This window comes from Taibaiella helva, assembly GCF_003545695.1.
Taxonomy (GTDB): domain Bacteria; phylum Bacteroidota; class Bacteroidia; order Chitinophagales; family Chitinophagaceae; genus Taibaiella; species Taibaiella helva.
Genome location: NZ_QUZZ01000006.1, coordinates 126,551 through 149,704 on the forward strand (window position 1 = coordinate 126,551; position 23,154 = coordinate 149,704).

Annotated in this window: 23 protein-coding genes and 1 tRNA gene; 8 read left to right on the forward strand and 16 right to left on the reverse strand. The window is 50.7% G+C overall.

Going from position 1 to position 23,154, the window contains the following annotated elements; all coding sequences use genetic code 11:
• Positions 1-605: 605 nt before the first annotated feature.
• The 3 genes from DZC79_RS10855 to DZC79_RS10865 all read right to left on the reverse strand — a co-directional run bounded on the left by DZC79_RS10855 (position 606) and on the right by DZC79_RS10865 (position 2,190).
• On the reverse strand, positions 606-1,139 hold the full coding sequence (locus DZC79_RS10855) for a hypothetical protein (RefSeq protein ID WP_118951611.1): 534 nt from the start codon (positions 1,137-1,139) through the stop codon (positions 606-608).
• A gap of 51 nt (positions 1,140-1,190) precedes the next feature.
• Complete coding sequence (locus DZC79_RS10860) at positions 1,191-1,682, reverse strand: hypothetical protein (protein ID WP_118951612.1); 492 nt, start codon at positions 1,680-1,682, stop codon at positions 1,191-1,193.
• Positions 1,683-1,803: 121 nt separating this feature from the next.
• Positions 1,804-2,190 carry a hypothetical protein gene (locus DZC79_RS10865; protein WP_198666857.1) on the reverse strand — a complete coding sequence of 129 codons (387 nt, stop codon included), beginning with the start codon at positions 2,188-2,190 and terminating at the stop codon, positions 1,804-1,806.
• Positions 2,191-2,976: 786 nt separating this feature from the next.
• Between DZC79_RS10865 and DZC79_RS10875 the strand changes: the two genes are divergently transcribed.
• A complete protein-coding gene (locus tag DZC79_RS10875) occupies positions 2,977-4,011 on the forward strand; it encodes a sensor histidine kinase (RefSeq protein ID WP_118951615.1) in 1,035 nt (344 codons plus the stop codon).
• 489 nt (positions 4,012-4,500) lie between these two features.
• Here the strand turns inward: DZC79_RS10875 and DZC79_RS10880 are convergent.
• Positions 4,501-4,574 (reverse strand) — tRNA-His (locus tag DZC79_RS10880).
• Between the two features lie 118 nt (positions 4,575-4,692).
• On the opposite strand from DZC79_RS10880, the gene DZC79_RS10885 reads away from it, so the two are divergent.
• Positions 4,693-5,949: a metallophosphoesterase gene (locus tag DZC79_RS10885; RefSeq protein WP_118951616.1), complete on the forward strand. Its 1,257-nt coding sequence runs from the start codon at positions 4,693-4,695 to the stop codon at positions 5,947-5,949.
• Between the two features lie 124 nt (positions 5,950-6,073).
• Complete coding sequence (locus tag DZC79_RS10890; RefSeq protein WP_118951617.1) at positions 6,074-6,703, forward strand: outer membrane beta-barrel protein; 630 nt, start codon at positions 6,074-6,076, stop codon at positions 6,701-6,703.
• 85 nt (positions 6,704-6,788) lie between these two features.
• On the opposite strand, the gene DZC79_RS10895 is transcribed toward DZC79_RS10890, so the two are convergent.
• Positions 6,789-7,916: a cysteine desulfurase family protein gene (locus DZC79_RS10895; RefSeq protein ID WP_118951618.1), complete on the reverse strand. Its 1,128-nt coding sequence runs from the start codon at positions 7,914-7,916 to the stop codon at positions 6,789-6,791.
• Between the two features lie 139 nt (positions 7,917-8,055).
• On the opposite strand from DZC79_RS10895, the gene parS reads away from it, so the two are divergent.
• Both parS and DZC79_RS10905 read left to right on the forward strand, forming a co-directional pair.
• The gene (gene parS, locus DZC79_RS10900; protein WP_198666858.1) at positions 8,056-8,583 is read left to right on the forward strand and encodes a type II RES/Xre toxin-antitoxin system antitoxin; all 528 of its coding nucleotides are present in this window, start codon (positions 8,056-8,058) and stop codon (positions 8,581-8,583) included.
• Positions 8,584-8,625: 42 nt separating this feature from the next.
• Complete coding sequence (locus DZC79_RS10905; RefSeq protein WP_118951620.1) at positions 8,626-9,090, forward strand: RES family NAD+ phosphorylase; 465 nt, start codon at positions 8,626-8,628, stop codon at positions 9,088-9,090.
• Between the two features lie 73 nt (positions 9,091-9,163).
• Here DZC79_RS10905 and DZC79_RS10910 read toward each other — a convergent pair whose 3' ends face one another.
• Both DZC79_RS10910 and DZC79_RS10915 read right to left on the reverse strand, forming a co-directional pair.
• On the reverse strand, positions 9,164-10,792 hold the full coding sequence (locus DZC79_RS10910) for an ABC-F family ATP-binding cassette domain-containing protein (RefSeq protein WP_118951621.1): 1,629 nt from the start codon (positions 10,790-10,792) through the stop codon (positions 9,164-9,166).
• A 135-nt stretch (positions 10,793-10,927) separates the two neighbouring features.
• Complete coding sequence (locus DZC79_RS10915) at positions 10,928-12,400, reverse strand: carboxypeptidase-like regulatory domain-containing protein (protein WP_118951622.1); 1,473 nt, start codon at positions 12,398-12,400, stop codon at positions 10,928-10,930.
• 180 nt (positions 12,401-12,580) lie between these two features.
• Between DZC79_RS10915 and sucD the strand changes: the two genes are divergently transcribed.
• Positions 12,581-13,465 carry a succinate--CoA ligase subunit alpha gene (gene sucD / locus DZC79_RS10920; protein ID WP_118951815.1) on the forward strand — a complete coding sequence of 295 codons (885 nt, stop codon included), beginning with the start codon at positions 12,581-12,583 and terminating at the stop codon, positions 13,463-13,465.
• A gap of 213 nt (positions 13,466-13,678) precedes the next feature.
• Here the strand turns inward: sucD and DZC79_RS10925 are convergent, their stop codons facing one another.
• On the reverse strand, positions 13,679-14,251 hold the full coding sequence (locus tag DZC79_RS10925; protein ID WP_118951623.1) for a hypothetical protein: 573 nt from the start codon (positions 14,249-14,251) through the stop codon (positions 13,679-13,681).
• Between the two features lie 189 nt (positions 14,252-14,440).
• Complete coding sequence (locus DZC79_RS10930; RefSeq protein ID WP_118951624.1) at positions 14,441-15,724, reverse strand: sugar MFS transporter; 1,284 nt, start codon at positions 15,722-15,724, stop codon at positions 14,441-14,443.
• Positions 15,725-15,775: 51 nt separating this feature from the next.
• Between DZC79_RS10930 and DZC79_RS10935 the strand changes: the two genes are divergently transcribed.
• Positions 15,776-16,759, forward strand: a complete 984-nt coding sequence (locus tag DZC79_RS10935) for an ROK family protein (protein WP_118951625.1) — start codon at positions 15,776-15,778, stop codon at positions 16,757-16,759.
• A 53-nt stretch (positions 16,760-16,812) separates the two neighbouring features.
• Here DZC79_RS10935 and DZC79_RS10940 read toward each other — a convergent pair whose 3' ends face one another.
• From DZC79_RS10940 to DZC79_RS10965, 6 genes are read right to left on the reverse strand one after another with little or no spacing between them, the layout of a single operon-like run.
• Positions 16,813-17,289 carry a DUF4920 domain-containing protein gene (locus tag DZC79_RS10940; RefSeq protein WP_118951626.1) on the reverse strand — a complete coding sequence of 159 codons (477 nt, stop codon included), beginning with the start codon at positions 17,287-17,289 and terminating at the stop codon, positions 16,813-16,815.
• A gap of 52 nt (positions 17,290-17,341) precedes the next feature.
• Positions 17,342-18,070, reverse strand: coding sequence for a hypothetical protein (locus tag DZC79_RS10945; RefSeq protein ID WP_118951627.1), 729 nt, complete (start codon positions 18,068-18,070; stop codon positions 17,342-17,344).
• Entirely contained in the window at positions 18,048-19,028 is a 981-nt protein-coding gene (locus DZC79_RS10950; RefSeq protein WP_118951628.1) for a hypothetical protein, read from the reverse strand. The genes DZC79_RS10945 and DZC79_RS10950 overlap by 23 nt, the downstream gene beginning before the upstream one ends.
• Positions 19,029-19,037: 9 nt before the next feature.
• Entirely contained in the window at positions 19,038-19,559 is a 522-nt protein-coding gene (locus DZC79_RS10955; RefSeq protein WP_118951629.1) for a hypothetical protein, read from the reverse strand.
• Complete coding sequence (locus DZC79_RS10960; protein WP_118951630.1) at positions 19,556-20,038, reverse strand: hypothetical protein; 483 nt, start codon at positions 20,036-20,038, stop codon at positions 19,556-19,558. The genes DZC79_RS10955 and DZC79_RS10960 overlap by 4 nt, the downstream gene beginning before the upstream one ends.
• A 31-nt stretch (positions 20,039-20,069) precedes the next feature.
• Positions 20,070-20,393, reverse strand: a complete 324-nt coding sequence (locus DZC79_RS10965) for a DUF4870 domain-containing protein (protein ID WP_118951631.1) — start codon at positions 20,391-20,393, stop codon at positions 20,070-20,072.
• A gap of 230 nt (positions 20,394-20,623) precedes the next feature.
• Between DZC79_RS10965 and DZC79_RS10970 the strand changes: the two genes are divergently transcribed.
• Positions 20,624-22,483 carry a hypothetical protein gene (locus tag DZC79_RS10970; protein WP_118951632.1) on the forward strand — a complete coding sequence of 620 codons (1,860 nt, stop codon included), beginning with the start codon at positions 20,624-20,626 and terminating at the stop codon, positions 22,481-22,483.
• A gap of 8 nt (positions 22,484-22,491) precedes the next feature.
• Here DZC79_RS10970 and DZC79_RS21465 read toward each other — a convergent pair whose 3' ends face one another.
• Positions 22,492-23,139, reverse strand: coding sequence for a GNAT family N-acetyltransferase (locus DZC79_RS21465; RefSeq protein WP_317124960.1), 648 nt, complete (start codon positions 23,137-23,139; stop codon positions 22,492-22,494).
• Positions 23,140-23,154: the final 15 nt, after the last annotated feature.

Sequence of the window (23,154 nt, forward strand, 5' to 3'; positions counted from 1 at the left end):
AATAGAGCTATTCCCGGCATAACCTTCAAAAATTGGACTTTCGTTTTTATCGGACTATCGGTATATATTTTGTTACGTACGCCATTAGCTCCTAGATTAATCCGGTCCGATAGACTATTACAGTGCTAAAAACGCGCTTTTTTTATACGAAACGGAGTCCCAGCGGGGAATCACAAATATCCACTCAAATTTGAGTGGATATTTCTTTATAAAGGTGTTCGATTCCCATTCTTTATACTGAATCACCATTTTTGATTTTCCAAATTCAAGCGTAAAATTTGTATCACGATTATTCCAAAAAAATGCGATTTATGGCCTGTGCGAAATCAAAAAGGTGTTCAAAGAATTTCCCAGCCTCTGTACGACAAAAGCCTGCATATTGCAGGCTTTTTTGTTGTGTATTTAGTGCGGCACAGTGAAGGTATGTGCGCCAGTTGAATGTTACGCCACCGTAACTTTCCGCTTGACCCTCAATCTGAACTTCAGCAGCATCGGGCGAAGCTGCACATAACAGAGATAAAAACAGAAAGCCTGCATATTGCAAGCTTTCTGTTTTCGTTTTTTCACTTCAGTTAGTCACACGCGAAGGAGGGTACCGGTTCTGTTTACCGGCCCCAATTGACTTTGATATCGTGCTTGCCGGCATAGACTTTACCGAGCTCAGTCAGCTTGGTAAATACCTGCTCGTAATCTTTATAATACTTCTCGTCGATCCGCTGTGCCAGCGCTTCTATTTGTTCCTTCGGGGCACCTGCATCAAACAGCTTTGCCATTTCCCGGTATTCATTCTTATAGGCCGGCAATACGATATCGTAAAGTCGCAGCGAGGTTTGCACCATTTCCCTGGCTTCGTTGTCGTCCGGAAGCTTTTTAATTTTTTCCAGGTTCTGCTCCATCTGGGTAATGGACATTTCGACCATCTCTTTGCGGGTCATCTGTACCGTCTCTGTGGTCGAGCCTTCCTTCAGCTTTGCCGGTGGCATCGATAAAATACGCATCGCGCCCTCGCCTCCGAAGTAAGCAAAGCCGTTGGCATTGAGCACCACGCGGTCAAAGTAATTTTCGGGGGTTGCCATATTGCAGGCGCTGAAGAAGGCCAACCATACCAGGATGCCTATGCTATACAGTGTTTTTTTCATAGTGCTGTTATGCTTTTTTATCTGAGCATTGTATGTTTAGTAAAGGTCTTACTATTCGATAACGAGGTCTACGTCTGCCTCGAGGTGCTGGCTTTTGTCCAGCTTGTCAAAAATGTCCACGGCCAGGTGATAGGTATTGCCCTGCGTCATAGGCCTTCCGACCGTTAGGCTGGTCGAAACCGTTCGGGCATCTTCCGGAGCTACCCCTTTGTCGGTATATGCTTCAAAAAGATCGGGGATGTTCAATACCTTATTACCGGCCTTGTCTGTTACGACCATGCGGCAGCCCGGAAATACCTTTCCCTCCCTAAGGGTAAAGTTGCTCAGTCCTTTGGCAACTACCAGCACTTTACTTTCCATCGGAACTTTATTGCTGTATAGCTGTACCTCACCGTTGGCCAGGTACACTTCCGATACGCTAAGTCCGTTATACCGGGAGGTTAAGCCGGTACGGACATCCTTTTTATAACCCTTGCTGAAATGGCAGCCGCCGTTACAGCTGGCTATGAAGAGGCTTAACAGCATCACCGCGTATCGTTTCATATTTTCCTGCTTTTTCCGTTAAGGAAGACAGCCTTGCCGGCCTATGTGTATTTGTTTTTATAATCAAGGATCTCGCGCATGACGTCTTCGATATCTTCTACCTCTCCGGCGCCGATCTTAATTACCGCCCGGGTCGCTTTAAAGGCATCCCTGACGATCCGGTTGCGGATACGCTTCTCAAATTTCTCCTGCTCCCGGGGGAAGATGGCGATACAAGTCCCTGCCTCAACCGGATGTCTGCAATGTCTGTCCAGGCAACCAGCCCCACGGCCTTACTCACGGGTGTGGTAAAGGCTGTAATGCCCTGCTCGCTCAGCAATACCGCGGCCTGATCTTTGCTACCGAGTGCAGCAGCAAGCTTAACGACAATAAATAAGCTGATCAGGACCAGGCAGGCTGCCGTCGTTTTATACTTAAGCCCGCTTGCCGCATCGTAGCCGGCAAAGAAAAAGAAGAAAATAGCAGCGGCTACAGAGCATGCCAAAAAGAGCATGGCGATAAGCAACATTCGTTTTCTCTTTGTCCTGCTGAAATAAATATGCGTTGACATCTGGCTTAGGCTTGACTCCCGGATAAGAAGCAAATTCTTTTTACGGGCACAAATGTACAAGGCCCCGGGGTGACCGGCTCCCTAAAATTGTGTAAAAAAAGTTTTGCATTTACGGCTGCACGGCCAGGGCTTCCCGGAATTTCCTGCTCCCGCGTAGCGACCTGAAGAAGCGGGGCGATAGCCTTATCGGATCGGCCCGGCGGCAAAGTCTGTAGTGGTTTTTTTGTACTCAGGCAAGGAGCAAATGAGCAGCGCCTGAAAGGCAGGCATGGACAGAAAGCTTTCGCCGCATAAAAAAGCACATGGCAAACACAGCACAGGAAGAGTACCGTTTGCACTTCAGTCTCCGCGATAGGCGCTCAATCGATAGCGATGATTAAACAGCTGATTACAAACGACAAATTCCCCGGAACAGCTAAATATTGTAGAGATGCTTTTGTATCTTCACTGGAAAATGCGCTATGAAAAGAAAAGTAACACCAAAATTGAAGCTCAGTAAAGAGCGGCTGCACCTCCTATCCGACAAAGACCTCGATCAGATAAAGGCAGGAGAGGAAACTGCGGATGATGCAAGCGCTACCCGGCCAAGGACCTACGCTTGCGTTGCACCATTCAATGCGCCGCCCTATTACTACGGCCCTGTGTATCCGGAGCTAGAAGCATAGAATAATTCCTTTTTTTTTGCAAAACAGCGTTTGGTTAAAATCAAATTCTTTACATTTGATTTTAACCAAATCCAATTTTATGTCGTCCCCTAGACGTCTGCAGATAGCAGCTATCCATATTATCATTTGGGTGCTTTATATTAGCAATGCGATTTTTGCTTATGCTTACGAAGGAGAGGATGTGCGCGGAATTGTGTATGAAACCACGGTGAATTTCCTGATTTCCGCAAGCGTTTTCTACATCAATGCCTACGTATTGCTTCCGCGATTTATAGGGGGTAAACGCTATGCGCTGTATACCCTGTTTATTGTATTGCTCTGGACTTATAACCTGGGCATAAGGTTATTCTTCGGCTATATTGTAGACCCTGCGCTCTGGAACAGGCCGTCGTCCCTGATCTACTATTCCACGCCCAATCTCATTATCAAGTTCAATTGGTACTTCTTTCAATTCTGTTTGTATTCCACCGGCTATTGGTTCTTCACTAAACACATTAAGCGCCAGCAGGAAGCGAGGGATAAGGAAAAAACAATCCTGGAGCATGCCATGCTGAAGGCCCAGGTAAATCCGCATTTTCTCTACAATACCTTAACGCACTTCCAGGCCGAAACCAAAGCAGCCTTGCCGCAGGTATCGGCGGGTATTGTCGCGCTTAACGATCTGCTCCGGTATTCGCTTGACGCTCCTGAGCAGGACGGGATGATATTTATAGAAGATGAGGTCCATAATATCGAACAATTGCTCTACGTATATGAGCAGCAGTACGGCAATAACATCCATGTATCTCTTGAAAAGGATTTCCCGCTGGGCTCCTACCGGCTCCCGCCCAAAATTTTATTTACGTTGGTGGAGAATACCTTGAAGTATGGCGACCTGCACGACCCGGGCAACCCGGTCAGAATAAAGATCGCCATTCACGATGACACGCTCCATTTTGTAACTTCCAACAATAAAAGAACCGGCGAGCAGTACCCGTCCAACGGTGTGGGCCTCAAGTACCTGAGAAGCAATCTTGATGCCTGCTATAAAAACAAGCATACCCTTCAAATTAACGATGCGCTTGACTCCTATATTTTAGACCTGAAGCTGCTGTCTCCTGCCGCTGCTTTATGACAGCCGTTTACTTATCCGGCCTGAAACCCAAAGGGTGGAATGCATCAGCACTATGGGTGAGCTAGCACCGCAACTGCACGGCCAAGCCGATCGGGACATGCAATGGCCTGAACGGCGGCTGGATGCCTATTCTTCTCAGCAACCCTGGTTTTGCTCCTACGGAGCAATTTATGTTTGTTTATACTGATGCTACAAACGTCTGGCTCCTACGGAGCCCTGTAGCGCGAATAGCTACGGGATCATCTGCCAATCTCCCAAATCCTGTGAGATCGGGTAGATTTGAGTATAAGCAGTGCAGATCCGGACTGTGCTGTCTTGACATTTTGTAATGAAGTCCTTATAATATCATACCGCATTTGTAATCCCCACGCTTGATCCTGTATCACCATATGGCATTTATGAAAAACAAAGGATCGGGAAGGGCTGCGGGTTAATTAAGAGGCATAAAAAAAAGCGAAAACTGCTTTACGCCGTTTTCGCTTTTTAGGGGGAGGTAAAAGGGTCTCGAACCCTCGACCTTCGGAACCACAATCCGACGCTCTAACCTACTGAGCTACTACCTCCGTGTTTGAAAGGACTGCAAAGGTAAGGAATATGCAGCCAATTATCCAAACAATTTTTCGGAAAACTATTCTGCTTATTTTTGGTTGTTAAACACTTAAGATCCTTTAATCGTACGGAATGCGCAGTCAATACGGAATTCTTCTTTCCCTGGCCATCTTTGCAGTGCTCGAGTATTATAGTTTTGTTGCCGTGAACGTATCCATGCGTCACTACAACTCGCTCTTCAGGACCATCGTTTTCGTGCTGTATATTTTAGCGACCCTGGCGGTATGGATCAGCCTGTTCACCTTCCGCAGCTGGAGCCTTTCCGATTGGAATCCTTCTTTCCGGATATTGCTGATCTCTTTTGTGCTGGGCTTTATCGCGTCCAAAGTATTGGTAGCTGCCTTTATGCTCATCGACGATCTGCGCCGCCTGGTAACCTGGGCCATACAGCGGCTCAGCGGCTTTTTTCCCCAAACCCCTAAAGAACCTGTGGAAATTCCCCAGGGTATCTCGCGCTCCACCTTTATCGCACGCATGGCGATCCTGGCCGGGGGCCTGCTCTTCAGCGGCTTTCTCTATGGTCCCAAAAACCGGTACCGCTATATCATCAAACGCTATAAGATACCGCTGGCCAAGCTCCCCCCCGCTTTTAAGGGCCTGAAGATCGTACAGATCTCCGATATACACTCGGGGAGCTTCGACAATCCTGAAGCGGTTGCACATGGCGTCGACATGATCCTGCGCGAAAAGCCCGACCTGATCCTGTTTACCGGCGACCTGGTCAACAACAAGGCTTCGGAAATAGAACCCTATATGTCTATTTTCAGCAAGTTGCATGCGCCTATGGGCATCTACTCCACCCTGGGTAACCACGACTACGGCGACTATGTGGAATGGCCTTCGCCTGCGGCCAAGGCGGAGAACCTGGAAACCCTTAAGCGTCACCATGCCGAAATGGGCTGGAAGCTGATGATGAACGAACATGTGCTGCTGGAGCGCGAAGGCCAGCAGATCGCTCTCATCGGGGTGGAGAACTGGAGCAATATGGCCCGCTTCCCCAAGCACGGCGACCTGGCCAAAGCCTACAAAGGCACGGAGCATATACCCGTAAAGATACTGATGAGCCACGACCCTACGCATTGGGATGCACAGATCAGGCCGCTCTTCGGCGATATCGACATTACCCTGGCGGGTCATACTCACGGCATGCAGTTTGGCCTGCGCCTGCCCTGGATGAAGTGGAGCCCGGTGCAATACGTGTACAAGCAATGGGCCGGCCTGTACCAGGAAGGCAGCCAGTATATCAATGTCAATGTGGGCTATGGCTTCCTGGGTTATCCCGGCCGACTGGGTATTTTACCGGAGCTGACCGTGATCGAGCTGGTATAGGAACCCCGGGCAACACCATGCGCCGATATTGCTACATAAATATTAAAGTCCGTCAAAGCTTTAGATTATATGGCCGGAGTAATGTAATTTTCCGGCCGATTCTATACCCAAAAAATAAGCTCGTATGAAATTTCTGAAATCTACTTTAGCCGGAGCGCTGTTGTTTTGCGCCCTGTTACCCGCGACGCAAACGCATGCTCAAAAATTACTGCTGGGCATTAAAGCCGGCGTGAACCTGGACCGTACCGGCGGCGACCACCTTGACGGCAAGTTTGCAGGCAGCTTTCTCGGCGGCGCCTTTGTGGGTGTAAAAATGACCAAGATCAAAATCCAGGGAGAGCTGCTGTTTTCCCAGGGGAAAGTGACTACCGGCGACAATTTCGGCGACGCCTTCAAGCAATACCTCAAAGATGGCGTGAGCAGCGCCAAGGAAGGTACATTTAAAATGAATGAGCTTTCCATCCCGGTAACTGTGGGCTTCAACCTGCTGCCCAAGCTGCTGTGGGTGCATGCCGGTCCCCAGTACACGGCTGTGGCTTCTGTTAAAGATGTGGACGGATTGGTGAAAGCCACTAAGGATGTGTTCAAAAGCGGTTACCTCTCCGGCGTTGTCGGCGCCGAGCTGGAGCTGCCATTCAGCCTGAATGCCGGTGTGCGTTATATTTTCGGCATCTCCGACCGTAATAACACCAATGTTTCAGAATCCTGGCGTACCAGCCACTTCCAGATCCATGTGGGATTCAATATCCTGTAAACAAGGTTTATCTGCAGCATAGCAAAAGACCCGGCGCATATGCGCCGGGTCTTTTGCTATTTCATTTCTTCTATTACTGTGCCAGTCAGATGGATTCTTTTACTTTAGCTACTACAGCATCCACTTCCGCCTTCGTGTTATGACGGCTGAAGGAAAAGCGTACGGGTACCTTGTTGGGATCATTGCTGATCGTATTGATCACATGGCTGCCGGCGTTGGCGCCGCTGCTGCAGGCGCTGCCTCCCGATACACAAATACCGGCCATATCCAGGTTAAAGAGGATCATCTCCGACTTTTCTGTTTTGGGGAATGAAGCGTTCAGCACCGTATACAGGCAACGGCCATCGTAATCGCCGTTGAAGCCAACACCGGGCACATGCGCTTTCAGCTGCCCGATCATATATTGCTTCAGATCGGTAATATAGGCGCTGTCCTCCTCATAGCGCTCCATGGCCATTTCCAGAGCTTTGGCAAAACCGATAATCCCATACAGGTTCTCGGTGCCGGCGCGCATGTTGCGTTCCTGCCCGCCCCCGTTGATCATCGGCTTGATGCTGACGTTCTCATTAATATACAGGATGCCCACGCCTTTGGGACCGTGGAACTTATGCCCGGCGCCGCTGATAAAGTGTACCGGTGTATCGCGAAGGCTGATGGGATAATGGCCTACGGTCTGTACGGTATCGCAATGAAAGATCGCGTCGTATTCTTTGCACAGGTTGCCTACAGCGTGTATATCCAGCAGGTTGCCGATCTCGTTGTTGGCATGCATCAGGGTGACCAGGCTGCGCTCTTTGGAGCCGGCCAGCAGCGATCTCAGGCTTTCCAGCGATACATGTCCTTTTTCATCCAGCTCCACAAAGCTTAACTGGTTGCCTGGCTGCCGCCCCCAGAACTCAACGGAGTGCAGGGTGGCATGGTGCTCGATGGGCGAGCTGATAATGTGCCTGCAGCCCAGGTCGCGGATCGCCGCTGCGATGGCGGTATTGCTGCTTTCCGTACCGCCGGAGGTAAAAAAGATCTCTCCCGGATGTGCATTCAGCAGCTTAGCCACCGACTTACGTGCATTTTCTATCGCCAGCTTCGTTTCCCTTCCGTACGAATAGATGGAAGAGGGATTGCCGAATTTTTCCGTCAGGTAGGGCATCATTACTTCCAGCACCTGGGGGTCCAGCGCTGTTGTCGCCGCATTATCAAAGTAAATTCTTTCCATAGATATCAAAAACCACCCGTTTGCCTGTACCGTTCCGGATGGGTGCGCAAAGTTAGTAAATAGCTATAAAAAATGAATGGTGGAAAAAAGTTGAAAAACCGGAAAAATGTCCGTAACTTTGGGACAAAATGCTGAAGACATGAAAAAGGCAAGAGCAAAGACACCCAGGAAATACGAGGAAAAGGAAGCCACGCCGCCTGTCGTGGAAGAACACAGCGAAGCTTACCTTACCCAGCCTGCCGCCCATACCGTGGCTATGCTGGGCATGCAGCAGAATGCCCAGTTCCGGTCGGTTGCCAGCGACAATGACTTTATTGAGCTGATCAGGGAAGGAGTACCCAAAGAGGCTATGAACAACCTGATGCACAAAACCGGCATTACCAATACTGAAATGGCCAGCATCACCCATACCTCCGACCGCACTTTGCGCCGCTATGAAGATGAAGACCTGCTGCCCCAGGAACAGTCGGAAAGAGTGATCGAACTGGCCCGCCTGTACAGCCGGGGCAGTGAAGTGCTGGGGGGGCTGGACTATTTCAAAGAGTGGATGAACACCAAGCTCATCCCCCTGGGCGATAAAAAACCCAAAGAATTCCTGGATACTTCACTGGGTATCGATCTCCTTATGAAAACCCTCGGCCGTATCGAGCATGGCGTATTCGCCTGATAACACCGCAACGGCAAATCAAATCCAAACAACAATATAACTATGGTTTTATACCGCATCAGCAGCTGCCGGTATATCGACGACCTGTCGGGCACGGGGGCTGCGCTATATGGCGGCAGATGGAACAGTGAGGGTGTATACATCCTGTACACAGCCGGCAGCCCTTCGCTGGCCATGCTCGAATGCCTGGTCCATTTCGGCGGACGGGTGGTGGGCGATTACTGCCAGGTCGCATTGGAAATACCGGAAGAGAACATACAGGAATTGCGCATCGAAGACCTGCCAGATCACTGGCGGGAAAACCCGGCGCCCGACGTGCTGAAAACTTATGGCAACCGCTTTATCATGGAAGGCAAATATGTAATGCTCAAAGTACCGTCGGTATTGGTTCCCGACGAGTCGAACTACCTGCTCAATCCCCAGCATCCCGACTTCAGAAAGCTGAGAACACTGGTCAAAAGTAAGATCCGCTTTGATGAACGGCTGGTCAAGCGCAGCGAAGCATAATACATTTCGACAGAAGTAAACAAATAAGGGAGCCGCTGATCGGGGCTCCCTTATGCTTATTGTTAGCTATCGTTTACACATTCACACCGTACATTTCGGCGCGCAATTGTTTTACCCGCTCGTCGGTAATGTATTCGTCGAAGGACATTTCACGATCGATAAGGCCGCCCGGTGTGATTTCCAGGATACGGTCGCATACCGTTTGGGTCAGCTCATGATCTCGCGAGGTGAAGATGATTGTGCCTTTGAAATCTTTCATACCGTTGTTCAGGGCAGTAATGGATTCCAGGTCGAGGTGGTTGGTCGGCTCGTCGAAGGTCAACACGTTGCCTTTTTGCATCATCATGCGGCTCAGCATGCAACGCACTTTTTCACCACCGCTCAATACGGTACATTTTTTCTGTGTTTCCTCGCCGCTGAACAGCATACGTCCCAGGAAGCCACGGATAAAGGTTTCATCTTTTTCTTCCGAGTATTGGCGCAGCCAGTCTACCAGGTTCAGGTCCTTGCCTTCAAAATAGCTGGTATTGTCGGCAGGCAGGTAAGTGCTTACCGTAGTAACGCCCCATTTGTATTCGCCGCCAAAGTCGGCATCTTCTCCATTGATGATCTTGTAAAAGGCTGTGGTCGCAAGACTGTTGTCGGAGATCACCGTTACCTTCTGACCGCGCTTCAGATCGAAGCTGATGTCTTTGAAAAGTAATTGACCGTTCAGTGTTTTGCTCAGGCCTTTAACCTCAAGTATCTGGTCGCCGGCCTCACGTACCTGGTTGTTGAACAGGATCGCCGGGTATTTACGGTTAGAAGGCTGCATATCTTCCAGCTTGATCTTGTCCAGCGCCTTCTTTCGGCTGGTTGCCTGTTTGGACTTGGAAGCATTGGCCGAGAAGCGTGCAATGAACTCCTTCAGCTCGGCGATTTTCTCTTCCGCTTTACGGTTCTGCTCCGAACGCTGTCTCAGCAACAGCTGGCTGGATTCGTACCAGAAGGAATAGTTACCGGTAAAGATGTTGATCTTACCGAAATCGATATCGGCAACATGCGTACATACGGTATCCAGGAAGTGACGGTCGTGCGATACTACCAGCACCACCTTATCATAATCAGCCAGGAAGTTTTCGAGCCAGCCGATGGTTTGCAGATCCAGGTCGTTGGTCGGTTCGTCCAACAGAAGGATATCGGGATTGCCAAACAACGCCTGGGCCAGCAGCACCCTTACCTTTTCATTACCATCCAGGTCTTTCACGTGCATGTAATGCTTATCTTCTTTCACGCCGAGGCTGCTTAGCAATGTAGCGGCATCGCTCTCTGCGTTCCAGCCGTCCATTTCGCCAAAGGTCGCTTCCAGCTCACCGGCACGCATACCATCTTCTTCAGTAAAGTCTTCCTTGGCGTATATCGCATCCTTTTCCTGCATGATATTGTACAGCACCTCGTTGCCCATGATCACGGCCTGCAGCACCTGTACATCGTCGTATTTATGATGATCCTGCTTCAGCACGCTCATTCGCTGTCCTTTGGGTATCTCTACCTTTCCGGTAGTGGGTTCTATATCGCCCGACAATATCTTGATAAAGGTGGACTTGCCGGCGCCGTTGGCCCCTATCACACCGTAGCAGTTGCCTTCGGTAAAGCGGAGATTGACGTCCTCAAAAAGGATCCTCTTTCCATAACGGAGCGATAAATTAGATACGTTGATCATTTTGTCTCTATAAAAATTGATTGTGGGAAAATATAAGCGGGCATTCCCGCTTTTCCGGGGCGCAAAGGTACGAAGATTACCGGGATTATGTTTACCAGACCAGCCCGATCCCTATGTTAAATAATTGACTGAAGCTCAAGGCCGGTAATCGAGCGGCAGCAGCTTATCCAGCTTTTCGTAGGCCCAGTAATCTTCCGCCATCAGGTCGTAGGCCGGCGCAAAATTACCATCGGGATATACCGTAATTCCTTTTTCCGATGCCAGGCTGATGATGCTGGCCTGGGCGCCGGGGCTCAGCTTGCTGCCGCCCGGACGCCGGTCCAGGTAGGCTCTTTCCTCCAGCTCCGGCGTATAGGTCACAAACAGATATTCTGCAAAGCTGAAGCGCACTGATGAGGCGCTCCGGTCCCGGATAAAAGAGTCGGCGCTGATGATGGCCGGGTTAACCATATCGAAGGTACTCCGGCTGCGGAATGCGGGCGCCGGTGTGCCCATCTTGCTTTCAACGCGTATACCGGATAGCCTGGCAGTCATGAGACTGTCCTGAGGAGAAAGCCGGTTAAGATCATAATACTTCACGATCATCCTGCCGGAATCGGCTGCATCGCGGGCAAAAAGATATTGCTGCGGAGCGTCTTCTACCTGTTCCAGCGCCGGGGCAATAAAGCGCGTGGGAAGCGTTCCGGTATCCTTCCATAGCATCAGGGTGCGGAAAGCTGCTTCTTCCCAGGGCCTCCCGGCCGTATCGTTACCGATATGCGCTATCAATGTCCGTAACCGCGAGCTATCGGCGAAGGGAATGGTATCGGTCCACACAGGAACATACTTGCCGTAGTCGCTACCGGCAATGCGCTTCATCCGGCGGATTGCGAAACCTTCGCTTGCTGTGCAGCCCTGGTAAAGGCTTCTCATGAAATGATTCAGCGAGCCATGGTAAGCCGTTCCCCGGTTTTGGGTCCAGCTTTTCATTTTCCGTTTCTTTCGGGAATTGAGATCGGCAAACTGCGTGTATCCTCTGAAGAACAGGCGCCGGCTCGTGTAGTACTTTACATAGTCTTCGAGCCAGTAGGTGATCTGGTAACCGGTGGCCCCGTTGCGGATCCGCAGCGGTTGATCCGCCCATACCGTAAGCGTATTGTCCTGCGCATGATACCGGAATTGCAGCACATCTTTATTCAGTATCGTGCATTGGGCGGCAAAAGGTGAATAGCCGATAAAATCGTCGGTAAACTGCTTGCCGTATTTCCGCCAGCCATCTTTTTCGGCGCTCAGCACCGTGGCCTCCCGGAGGTCGACCGGCCGGGCTTCCAATGCGATCTCCAGCGGACGGGCAGTTGAAGCCGTGACCTGCAAGGTGGCCGTTTTATAGCCGACCACTGCTATCGTCAGCTCGAAAGGCGGCGACGGGAAAGAAGACAGGTCAAAATGTCCCTCGACATCGCATACCTGCGCATAAGTAGAATTGTTGATGAAGACAGCAGCCCCGGCCAGCGGCTCACCGGTTGTTTTATCCACGACTTTACCGGCAAAGCCGGTTTGTCCCGATACCCGGATCATAGACAACAAGAGCATAGGGAGCAGGAAAAGCAGATACGGCAGCGTTTTCATACCTCCTAAAATAAGGATAAATATGTTATTCTGCCCCGGAAGGCCTTCTTTTACTGATAAAGATCAAGGTCTTCAACCGGGATTAATGATTTGCCTTTTTCCCATCTTATCGTATATTTGCGGCACTTTTCCGGCAGATCGCAGGCCGGTGACAATCATGTAAATCTCAAATTTCTAGCAATGGCTGTATTAGTCAATAAAAATTCCAAAGTAATCGTACAGGGCTTTACCGGTACTGAAGGCACTTTCCATGCCAGCCAGATGATCGAATACGGAACCAATGTCGTAGGCGGTGTAACGCCCGGCAAAGGTGGCGCCACTCACCTGGAGCGCCCTGTATTCAATACCGTAAAGGATGCCGTGGAGCAGGCCGGCGCCGACACCTCCATCATTTTCGTTCCCCCGGCTTTCGCAGCCGATGCGATTATGGAAGCAGCCGATGCAGGCATTAAAGTGATTATCTGTATTACCGAAGGCATTCCCGTACAGGATATGGTGAAAGCCCGCGAATATATCAAAGGCCGCGAATGCCGCCTGATCGGCCCCAACTGCCCCGGTGTGATCACTGCAGGTGAGGCTAAAGTAGGCATTATGCCCGGCTTCGTCTTCAAACCCGGCCGTATCGGCATCGTGTCCAAATCCGGTACACTGACCTATGAAGCTGCTGACCAGAGCGTAAAAGCAGGTCTCGGCATTTCTACTGCGATCGGTATCGGCGGCGATCCCATTATCGGCACCACAACCAAAGAAGCGGTTGAAATGCTGATGAACGATCCTGAGACTGATGGTATCATTATGATCGGTGAGATCGGCGGTAACATGGAAGCGGAAGCGGCTATGTGGCTGAAAGAAAATATGCGCAAACCCGTTGTCGGTTTCATAGCCGGCCAAACCGCTCCTCCCGGCCGTCGTATGGGCCATGCAGGAGCCATCGTAGGCGGTGCAGATGATACTGCTGCTGCCAAGATGAAGATCATGGGCGAATGTGGTATCCACGTAGTGGCCAGCCCTGCCGACATCGGCAAGACTATGGCTGAAGTGCTGAAAAAAGAAGCGGTAGCTTAATCCTTACCTGATCTTATAAAAAGAAAAGCTGTCCTTATGGATAGCTTTTCTTTTTACATTCAGTACGGCCATACCGGTCGGAACATGCAGCGGTCTGAACGGCGGCCGGATGCGGATATTGCTTCGCTGCTGTGGTTTTGCGCCTACGGAGCAAGATTATTTTTATGGTGATGCTACAAACGTTTGGCTCAGAAATGAAAGCGCAGGATCATTCTACCTGCAAGTCACGGGCTGATCCAAAAGCGTTCCATTCGCTAATTTGAAATCGATACCCCGGTTCAGCTTTAATTCCTGTTTGCCTGTCTCTGGGTTCATTTCTTCGTTAAACGCTTCGATCTTCAATACTTTGGCGGTCTTCATGGCCTGGTAAAAATCACCGAAGTTTTTGCTCCTGATATCCGAGAAGGGATCATTGAAGCTTTTACCATCGAGATAAAAGATCACTTTGCTGAAACTATTGTCTGAAGAGCTCAGGAAGTCCAGTCCGCCCATCTCCTTATCTCCATACTCATCTGAATATTCTACCAGGTAGCCGGGCTTTTGTGTGGCATCTGCACATTGGATAAACAGGGACAGCATGTAATCCTTGTTGGAAAAATTCCGGAGGTATTTTTCGCCCTTATATTTAACCAACACCCAGCCGTCTTTGGGAGCGATCGTGTTGAGATGCTGCAGCTCTGCCTCTGATAAGTTGTCGGCATCAATGATATTTGCCGGTTGTTGATTTTGCCCGAAAGACATACCGCTCAGTAATAGGGCGCCCATAAGCAGAAGTTGTTTTTTCATTACTGTCCTATTTTGCGTAAAAGTCTTTAAAATAGCAGTGGCACTCCTTATCAATTCATATTTGCTACCCTTTCTGACATATATGATCGGGCTAAGCGAAGAAGCGTCCCGCCCCTTTCCCAAACGCCAGCAGGACTGCGTAGCTGGTACGCAGTCCTGCTGGTGATGAAAACATTTATTGTTTCCTGTTTATACTTTCCCTGCTCGCGGACGATAGCCTTTCAATGCATAATACAGGATGTATAAATAGCAGGGGATCATGAGCACATAGGCCATCTGGCGGGAGTGCATCCATTCGGCCAACTTGCCGTACACGGGCGGCAGCACGGCGCCACCTACAATACCCATCACCAGCAAAGCACCGCCCAGCTTGGTAAAGCGCCCTACCCCCGTCAATGCCAGCGGCCATATCGCGGGCCACATCACCGAATTGGAAAAGCCCAGCACCGCAAAGCACCATACCGCTACAGATCCTTTGGTAAACATAGCCAGGATAACCATAGCCATGCTGAGCAGGGTGGCAATAATGAGCGCTTTACGCTGGCTGATCACGGCAGGTATTGCAAAGATGCTGAGCACATAGCCGACCAGCAAGCCGTAGCCGGTGTAGGAGGCAAAGTGCTTGGCTGTCTCCAGCTTGTAACCGAGCGCCTCACCGAAGCCGGCAAAGGTATCGTAGCTCATCACCTCTACGCCCACGTAAAAAAAGATAGCCACAGCGCCCAGGAGCATGTGCGGATAAGCCCAGATCGTATCGGCAGAAGAGGAAGGCATCATCTTTGTTGTCGCTGCGGTGTTCTCTTCTTCCTCTTTGATTTCCGGCAGATGGATAAAGTAAAGTATCGCAGCCAAAGCGGCCAGCGCAATAGCGATAACGGTATAAGGCATCACTACCTTGGCAGCCAGCTGATCCAGCTCTGCGGCCTTGGTTGCCGGGTCAAGGGTAAGCAACCTGGCCTTCAGCTCGTCAACATTATTCAGGGTAATGCGGCCCAGTATATACACGGCAAGTATTCCTGCGATCTTGTTACAGATACCCATGATGCTGATGCGGCTGGCAGCGCTCTCAATAGGTCCCAATACTGTAACGTAAGGGTTGGAAGCGGTTTGCAGCAAAGCCAGCCCTGTCCCGATAATGAACAGACCGGTGAGGAATAAGGGATAGCTACGGGCATTGGCGGCAGGAATAAAGAGCAGGGCACCCAGCGCCATCACCAGCAGGCCCAGCGACATACCGCTCTTAAAACCCGTAAACCTCAGCACCAGGGAAGAAGGGATCGCCATTACAAAATAAGCGGCAAAGAAGGCTGTCGCCACGAGGTATGATTGCGCATCGCTCAATTCACAAGCGATCTTGAGATAAGGGATCAGCTGGCTGTTGCTCCAGGTAATAAAGCCGAAGACGAAGAACAGGCAACCGATAAGGAAAAGAGCGAAGCCGTAACTTTTATTCTTTGTATTATTGTACCCCATTCAAAAATTTAATTAGGTGATAAACTTAAAGCCTTTTTTCAATATACCCGCATGCAACTCAAAAGTTTTTCAATAGGTATCGACATCGGTGGCACCAATACTGCATTCGGACTGGTCAACCGGCGTGGCGACATACTGGTGCAGGACCGGCTGCACACCCAGGACTATGCCAACCCCGAGCTGTTTGTACAAGCCATTTATGACAACCTGAAACCGTATATCGAACAGTATGGCAAAAGCCAGATTAACGGCATCGGGGCCGGCGCGCCCATCGCCAACCATTATACGGGGGAGATACTGATGTCGGCCAATCTCCTGTGGAAAGGCGCCATTCCCCTGCAACGATTGCTCAGCGATACCTTCGGCCTTCCGGCGACCATTACCAATGATGCGAATGCCACGGCCATAGGCGAAATGACTTATGGCGCAGCAAAAGGCATGAAGGACTTTATCATTATCACGCTCGGAACCGGCGTGGGCAGCGGTTTTGTGGCCAACGGGCAGCTGATTTACGGCCACGACGGCTTTGCCGGCGAGCTGGGCCATACCATCGTGGTGCGCGACGGGCGGCTTTGCGGCTGCGGCCGCAAGGGCTGCATGGAAACTTACGCTTCGGCAACAGGCATTGTACGTACGGCGATGGAATTGATCGCGTTGCATGAGCGCGATCCGATACCGGAGCATGAGGACTGGCTGCTCAATGTCTTCAGCCGGGGCGATGAAATCAGCTCCAGCGGTATCTATAAGGCAGCTGTGACCGGCGACCCGCTGGCGATAGAGATATTCGAATTCACAGGGAAGATACTGGGCGAAACGCTGGCCAATGCCGTAGCCATCACCAGCCCTGAAGCCATCATTCTTTTCGGCGGACTGGCTAAGGCGGGCGACTTTATCCTGAAGCCGACCAAAAAGTATATGGAGCTGAACCTGCTTTCGGTGTACCGCGACAAGATCGATATCATACCTTCCGGCTTATCGGAACGGGATGCAGCGATACTGGGCGCCGCTGCGCTAGGCTGGAACCTTACACATTAAAAAAGATCAGGCCGGCATGCAGCCGGCCTGATCTTTTATTCCTCAGGTCTTAATTATTCGGGAACAATAATACCATTGGCCATAAAGCGGATGCTCTTCTGCGGCGCTGTGATCGCATCGATCTCCGATTGTGGCTTCTTCGCATCTTCTGCATAGTGGCGCAGCTCATTTACTGAAGTCACCTTTTCAAAAGCTTCGCCTTCCAGCACTACGGTTTTACCGATCATGTCCATGGGGACGAAGAAACCATAATCCTTCATCTTTACAAAGGCGGTGGTCGTATCGTTGATGTACAGGTTCATCCAGCAACCTTTCTTGGGACAAACGTCCACAACTTTTGCTTTGATCTTGGTCTTCACCTTCTTGTCTGCGTTCTTTTCCAGCAGGGCAGGCAAGCCGGCAATATCGATAGCGTCTTTAGTCGTGATGACCTCACCATAGGTCTGTCCGGGCTTGGCAGGCTTACGATCCTGGGCTTGTGCGGCCAGTACAGCGCAGGACAAAAGGGTGATTGCGATTAGCTTTTTCATATAAAGGCAAAAATAAGTGCTGCAAAGGTAACAAATCCAGCGTTAGCGGGGATCAGCGCACTTTCTTCAGGTTGCCCTGCACATCAAATTCCAGGTAATAGTCGTGCCGGGGGCTGCGGATAGACAGGTACCATTCTTTAAGACGGACCCGCTTCACAAAATTGAAGTAGATATGAGTAACCCGCTCAGCGTCCTCTATTGTCGCCGATTTTTCCTGCGCCTTTGCCCATATGCGGCTAATGGTACGGAACCGAACTTCGTCCAGCGGCATCAGCAGCTCCGCTACCGGTATATTCCCTGTGATCTTTACCGGCGCTTCCCGTTGCCATTCGCCTTTACGGTAGACATAGGCATCGATATGCTCCCGGTTATCGGGATCCTGCAGGCTGATGCTGATAATGCCGCCCTGGAAATCGTAAACATAAAAGCCCTGGTAGAAGAACAGCTTTTTGCCTTTCAGGCCGGGTAGCGCGTACAGCTTCGCCTGGATGCTGTCCCAGCCCGCAGCACTGGTCTCGAAAATATTTTTACTGACCGCTTCTGTCCCGGTGGTAGTGGTAGTTGACTGTGTGCTGATGCTAACCGTACTTGAGCTATGACTCCCGCGATGCGTGCTGGTCGTACTTTGTCTGGGTTCTGGTCGTACGGGCTGCCCCGGACGCGGGTTCCGGGTCTCTTCAAAGCTATCGGACAGCTGCTGACAGGCAGGCAACAAGCAAAGCAGCAACAGCCCCGCGATACGCCGGAGCCGGCGGCCTTCAGGATAAGGAAAGATTTTCATAAAACAGAAATTCGCGGGGTTTATCAGGCAGGTAAATGATCTCCTTCTCTCCCGCCTGCAGCCGGTGCAGATCGATGAGGCTTACAATCTCCTTATGCGCCACCTGCTGCCGGGCGCCCCATTTATCGGTAAATAGTACTTCAAATTCTATCTGCGGCTGATCGTTAATGGTAAGCCCCGTTTGCCGGTAGCCGGTTATCGTCGCTTTGGCCCGTATCCCGTACAGCACCCATCTCAGGTGGGAACCGCCACGAGTCGCCTTCCCGATGAACCGGAATAATAACCCTCCAAAAAACATTAGGCCCAGGTTAATCGCCGGCACCAGCAGCCAGGGATGCCAGGGCTTCAGAAAACGCCAGCCATAGCCCTGGCTTTCCCAATGGTAAGATAGTATAAGATAGCCGACAGCAAACGACAGGATCAGCAGGAAGATAAAGAGATAAACCGCTACTACCCGTTTTTTGACAGATACCTGAGCTGTGGCCGGTAGCAGGTGTATTTCTTTCCCATCGTCGTAGGCGCGCATATCCAGGCTATTCCCCGGCTCAAAGCGCCTTTCGGCGGGCCGTGCATCGTTCAGCTCGTAAACGGCGGTGACCGGTGTGCCGGAAAGATTGGTGAAAGACAATTTCAGATCCAGCATTTCCATACCGCCGCGAACTTTCTTAATCGTCTTCTCCAATATCTTCGCCGGGATGGCCGTGCCTTCGCTCACCGTACACAGCAACCTTCGCCTGCTCAAAAAAACCTGCACCAGGAAAAGACGACAATACAGCACTATCGCGATCAGCCACAGCAAGGCCCCCACGCCGAGGTAGATAAAGCTAAGCATAGCGCTCTGCCCCGGCATGGGCCCTGCATTGGGCAGGTCTTCGGCATTGTAATAAAGGAAAACCGGTAAGGCTACGGTGAAGCCCAGCGTATAAATGGTCCAGAAGCCGATTACCGGTTGTTTCATAGGGATAGGTTAAGGGTGTATATAGGGGCTTTTATCTTCTACAAAGGTTATGATGATGGCCAGTATCTCCTCTTCAAATTGCGCTTGCCGCTTGTTCCCTTTCCTGCTATCGGAAAAGAAATCACTGAGCGGAAAACTTTTACCATATTTATTTTTTTCCCGGGATAGGGTATACCGTAAAGATCCATATTCCGTTTCCGGTAAGACACAAGCTTCATCGAAGGACATGAGCTTTTGTGTAAACAAACCGGGAAATTTACGATAAACCCCTTGCCGTTCGCCATCGAAAATATAGGTCAGGTTGATCCGGAACAGGACATCAAACACAGCATACACAGCACTTAAGCAACCGACGATGATAAGAACCTGCTGCCAGTCATGATTGACGAGCTTTGCTGCCGCCACAACGAAAGCTGATAAGGTGAGCACCGCACAAAAGAAGATCTTGTACTTGTATACCCCGAAGGGCTGCAGATACAGCCTGCTCCCGGAAACCAGGAAACGATGGCCGGCTTTCCGGGGCAGCTTCATATTACGGTCGTTTTTGTAGCGGTAGCCATAATCCCTTCCATCTCCTCTGTCAGCCGCTGCAAAGGACGGGCACTGAATAATCCCTGCTGCAGCAGGAAGCTTTTTTCTTTCCCATTCTGGTTAAAGATCATGAAGGCCGATACATTAATGGTCATAATGAGGTAACGGCTCTTGACGATGCGGAAATGGCTGAAGGCGTCGAAGTCGTAGCTGCGTTCGGGGCTGAAAAAGAAACTCCGGCTGATGATGCGCCGGTTGGCGACATCGATGCCGATAAATGCCGTGCTGCGCAAAACACCCGCCAGCCCCAGCAGACCGACAAACACGCCCATGATACGAACACCTTTATTGGCGCCATAGACCAGGCAGGCGATCATAATGAGGAAAAGGAACAGGGCCAATCCGTAGTAAAAAAACTTCTGTCCTTTCCAGCGGTACACATTACCTTCTTTAACAAAGTAATTCCATTCCTGATGCATAATGGCAGTGATTTTGAAATTTGAAAGGCGGTTAGCCGATAAAAGAAAATTTGTGCTCGAAGGTCTTTCCGAAAACCGGCACCGGCCGCAGCGCACCATTGGCCGCATTAATAATACCCAGCACCCAAAAGATGAGTAATACCAATCCCAAAAGGCCAAGGAAAGACAAAGCAGGAACCAGCCAGCCCAGTACATTGAGCACGACGCTGAGCAGAATGCTGACCAGGGCAAGGCCAAGCGACTGACGTAAATGATACTTCAGTAAAGCATCGGCATTTTTCCCACCGGCCAGGTAGGCGATCAGCCAGCCTAGTAAGGTGAGGTAAGAAACGATCGCTAGTGTTTTGTTGTTCATATGATCTTCGTTTTTTAAGGAGTAAGAGAACAAGGCGAATTTCCGTGATGGGAGGGGTAGATTCCAAAAACAGGCATCCTACAGAAGAACTACCCTCCTGTCTTCACCCCTACTACAATATGTCTACATCTTTTTTAGTGCGCTATTTTTCAACAGCTTATAAACAGCCCAAACATCTGCAGGTATTTTTTTCTAATGCCGGCGATCTATTTATATAGTAATTTGCCGGCATGAAGCTTTTGTACTATTTGCTGTTGACCTTAAGTGCTGCCGGCCTCTTCAGCCGGGATTGCCTGGCACAGCAACGCTTTGCCGACAGCCTGCGCAAAGCAGCAGGTACGGCTGCTGCAGGAGAACGGCCGTTGCTGCTCAGCCGCCTGGCGGAATTCAACCGTACAGAGAAACGCTACGGTGAGGCGGAACAATACGCCCGTCAAAGTGCTGCCGCTGCTATAAGCCTGGGCAACTATACAGAAGCAGCCAAAGCCTACACCATATTACTGAACGTGCTGGTGAACACACAGTCCTTTGGCGCTATGAAAACGGTATGCGACTCCGTTTCCGGGATGGCGGGCAAGGCCAGGAGACCGAGGGCCGAGGCTTACGCCTGTTATGCCAGGGCACTTTTTTCCAAAGCCTTCGATAGCGCCGACAATATGGTCCGCTTCTGCCTCCTGAGCCTGAAACAGCTGGAACGGGAAGCCGATCCCTACCTGGAATCAAAGGTCTATTACCAGCTGTATGCCATCAATGCCAACTGGGACAATGAGCAGAAAGTAAACCAATATGCCCGCGAGGCACTGGAAAGTGTACTGAGCACAGATGACTACAATGTAACCAGCAACTGCTATGCAGCAATGGCTACTGCTTATGAATACCAGTACAATGCCACAAAAGATCCGATATACCGGGACAGTATCCTGCTCAACCTCCGCCGGGCCGTACAACTTTACTACCAATATCCCGGACAGGTAGCGCCTTATACCTATGGCATTATCTGTATTAATATTGCTGATGCCTACATGAGACATTTCCCGGCAAACGACAAGCTGGCCAGGGACACAGCACTTTACTATGCCCGTACGGCCGGGGCCTTGCTTCGTACGGCGCCCAACAGCCAGGAAGTGGTCGCCAGCAGCCTGGGTATCCTGAGCGCTTATGCCCAAAGGGAAGGCGATTACCGCGCTACGGAGCAATACCTGCTGGATGCCTACCAGGTGATGCAGAGTGCACAGCCGCCTTACTACCCCACCCTGATCAATGTAACGCAATCGCTGGCTGACTTCTACAAGCAACAATACAACTTTCAGCAGGCGCTGGCTTACCAGAAGGAAGTGACGACCTACAACAGCAAATACTTCAAGCAGCAGCAGGCCCGGAACATGCAAAAGCTGGAGGCACAATATGAAACAGCGAAGCAGGAAAGGGCCCTGCAGGCGCTCCGGGAGCAGGAGCAAAGCCGAAAAAGACAAAATTATCTTTATGGCGGCATAGCGCTGGCTTCCCTGCTCGGCCTGGTGTTCATGTTCCGGTCTTATCATTTCCGGCTGCGCTATTCCCTGCAACGGGAAAAGCAGCTGAAGCTGGAGAAGCAGGAATCGGAAATGCAGGTGAAGCTGGAAAAGGAAGAGCAGGCCAGGCTGAAAGCCGAGCAGCTGCTGCTGGAGGTCCGCCAGGAGCAGCTAAAAACAGAGGCCATGGCCAATATGCTATTGCTGGAACACAAAAATAAAATGCTGCACCAGCTTAAGGATAAGCTGAGCGAGGACGATGCTGTCGACATACAGAAGCTGCTGAAGGAGGAAGAAGTGCTGGACGACGATTTTGAAAAAGCCAGGATGCAGATCCTGCAGATACACCCGGGCTTCTTTCAGCAATTGAGCGCCAGGGCGCAGCGAAAGCTCACCCTGCTCGATCTGAAGCTATGCGCCTACCTTTACCTGAAAATGGATACCCGCCACATCGCCCGTATGATGCATGTCGAAGTAAAAAGCGTGCGGATGAGCCGGTACCGGATCAAGCAAAAGCTGGGCCTCAGTAAAGAGGAAGATCTGAATACTTTTCTCCAGGGATTGACCGAACCGGCATAATTCAGGCGTCAGGCAGCGCCGGGCGCGTATTCAAAATAAGTAAGCTTCAGGTTATCGTAGCGGACCACTTCTCCCCGGCATACAAAACCATTTTTCTGCAAAACAGCCTGCGATCCTTTATTTTCGGGATGCGTCACGGCAACCAGCTTATACGTCTGCTTCAAGCTGAAGGCATACGCAATCATTCCCGCGATCATTTCACGGGCATAGCCCTTTCCCCAATGCTCAGCTGCCAGGCTATAGCCCAGCTCGATCACATGCTCCTCTCCGGGATTGAATTCACGCAGCAGGCAGGAACCGATATAGGCGCCGTCTTCTCTTGCGGTAATGGCCCATCGATTGAGAGATGCATCGGGCTGCACCAGCGCCTGCTGAAAGACTTCCCGGTATTGCTCTTCGCTGCGGACAGGGAGGTATTTGTTCACAAGAGGATCCTGATGGGTACTTACATAAAGCGGTTCATCTCCGGCAGCAAAGGAACGGATGATCAGCCGGGGTGTTTCCAGTGTAAAAGACATAATATAAGATCGGTCTGGTAAAATTTGCAGGATGCCGGGTGGAGGTTCCACTGCCGATATCCTGCAAATATCGCGCTTTTTCATGCTGCCGCTACGCAATAGAATGTTATCCTTCAGCGCGGCTTGCGGCGGGTGCATAACGGCCAGCGCACT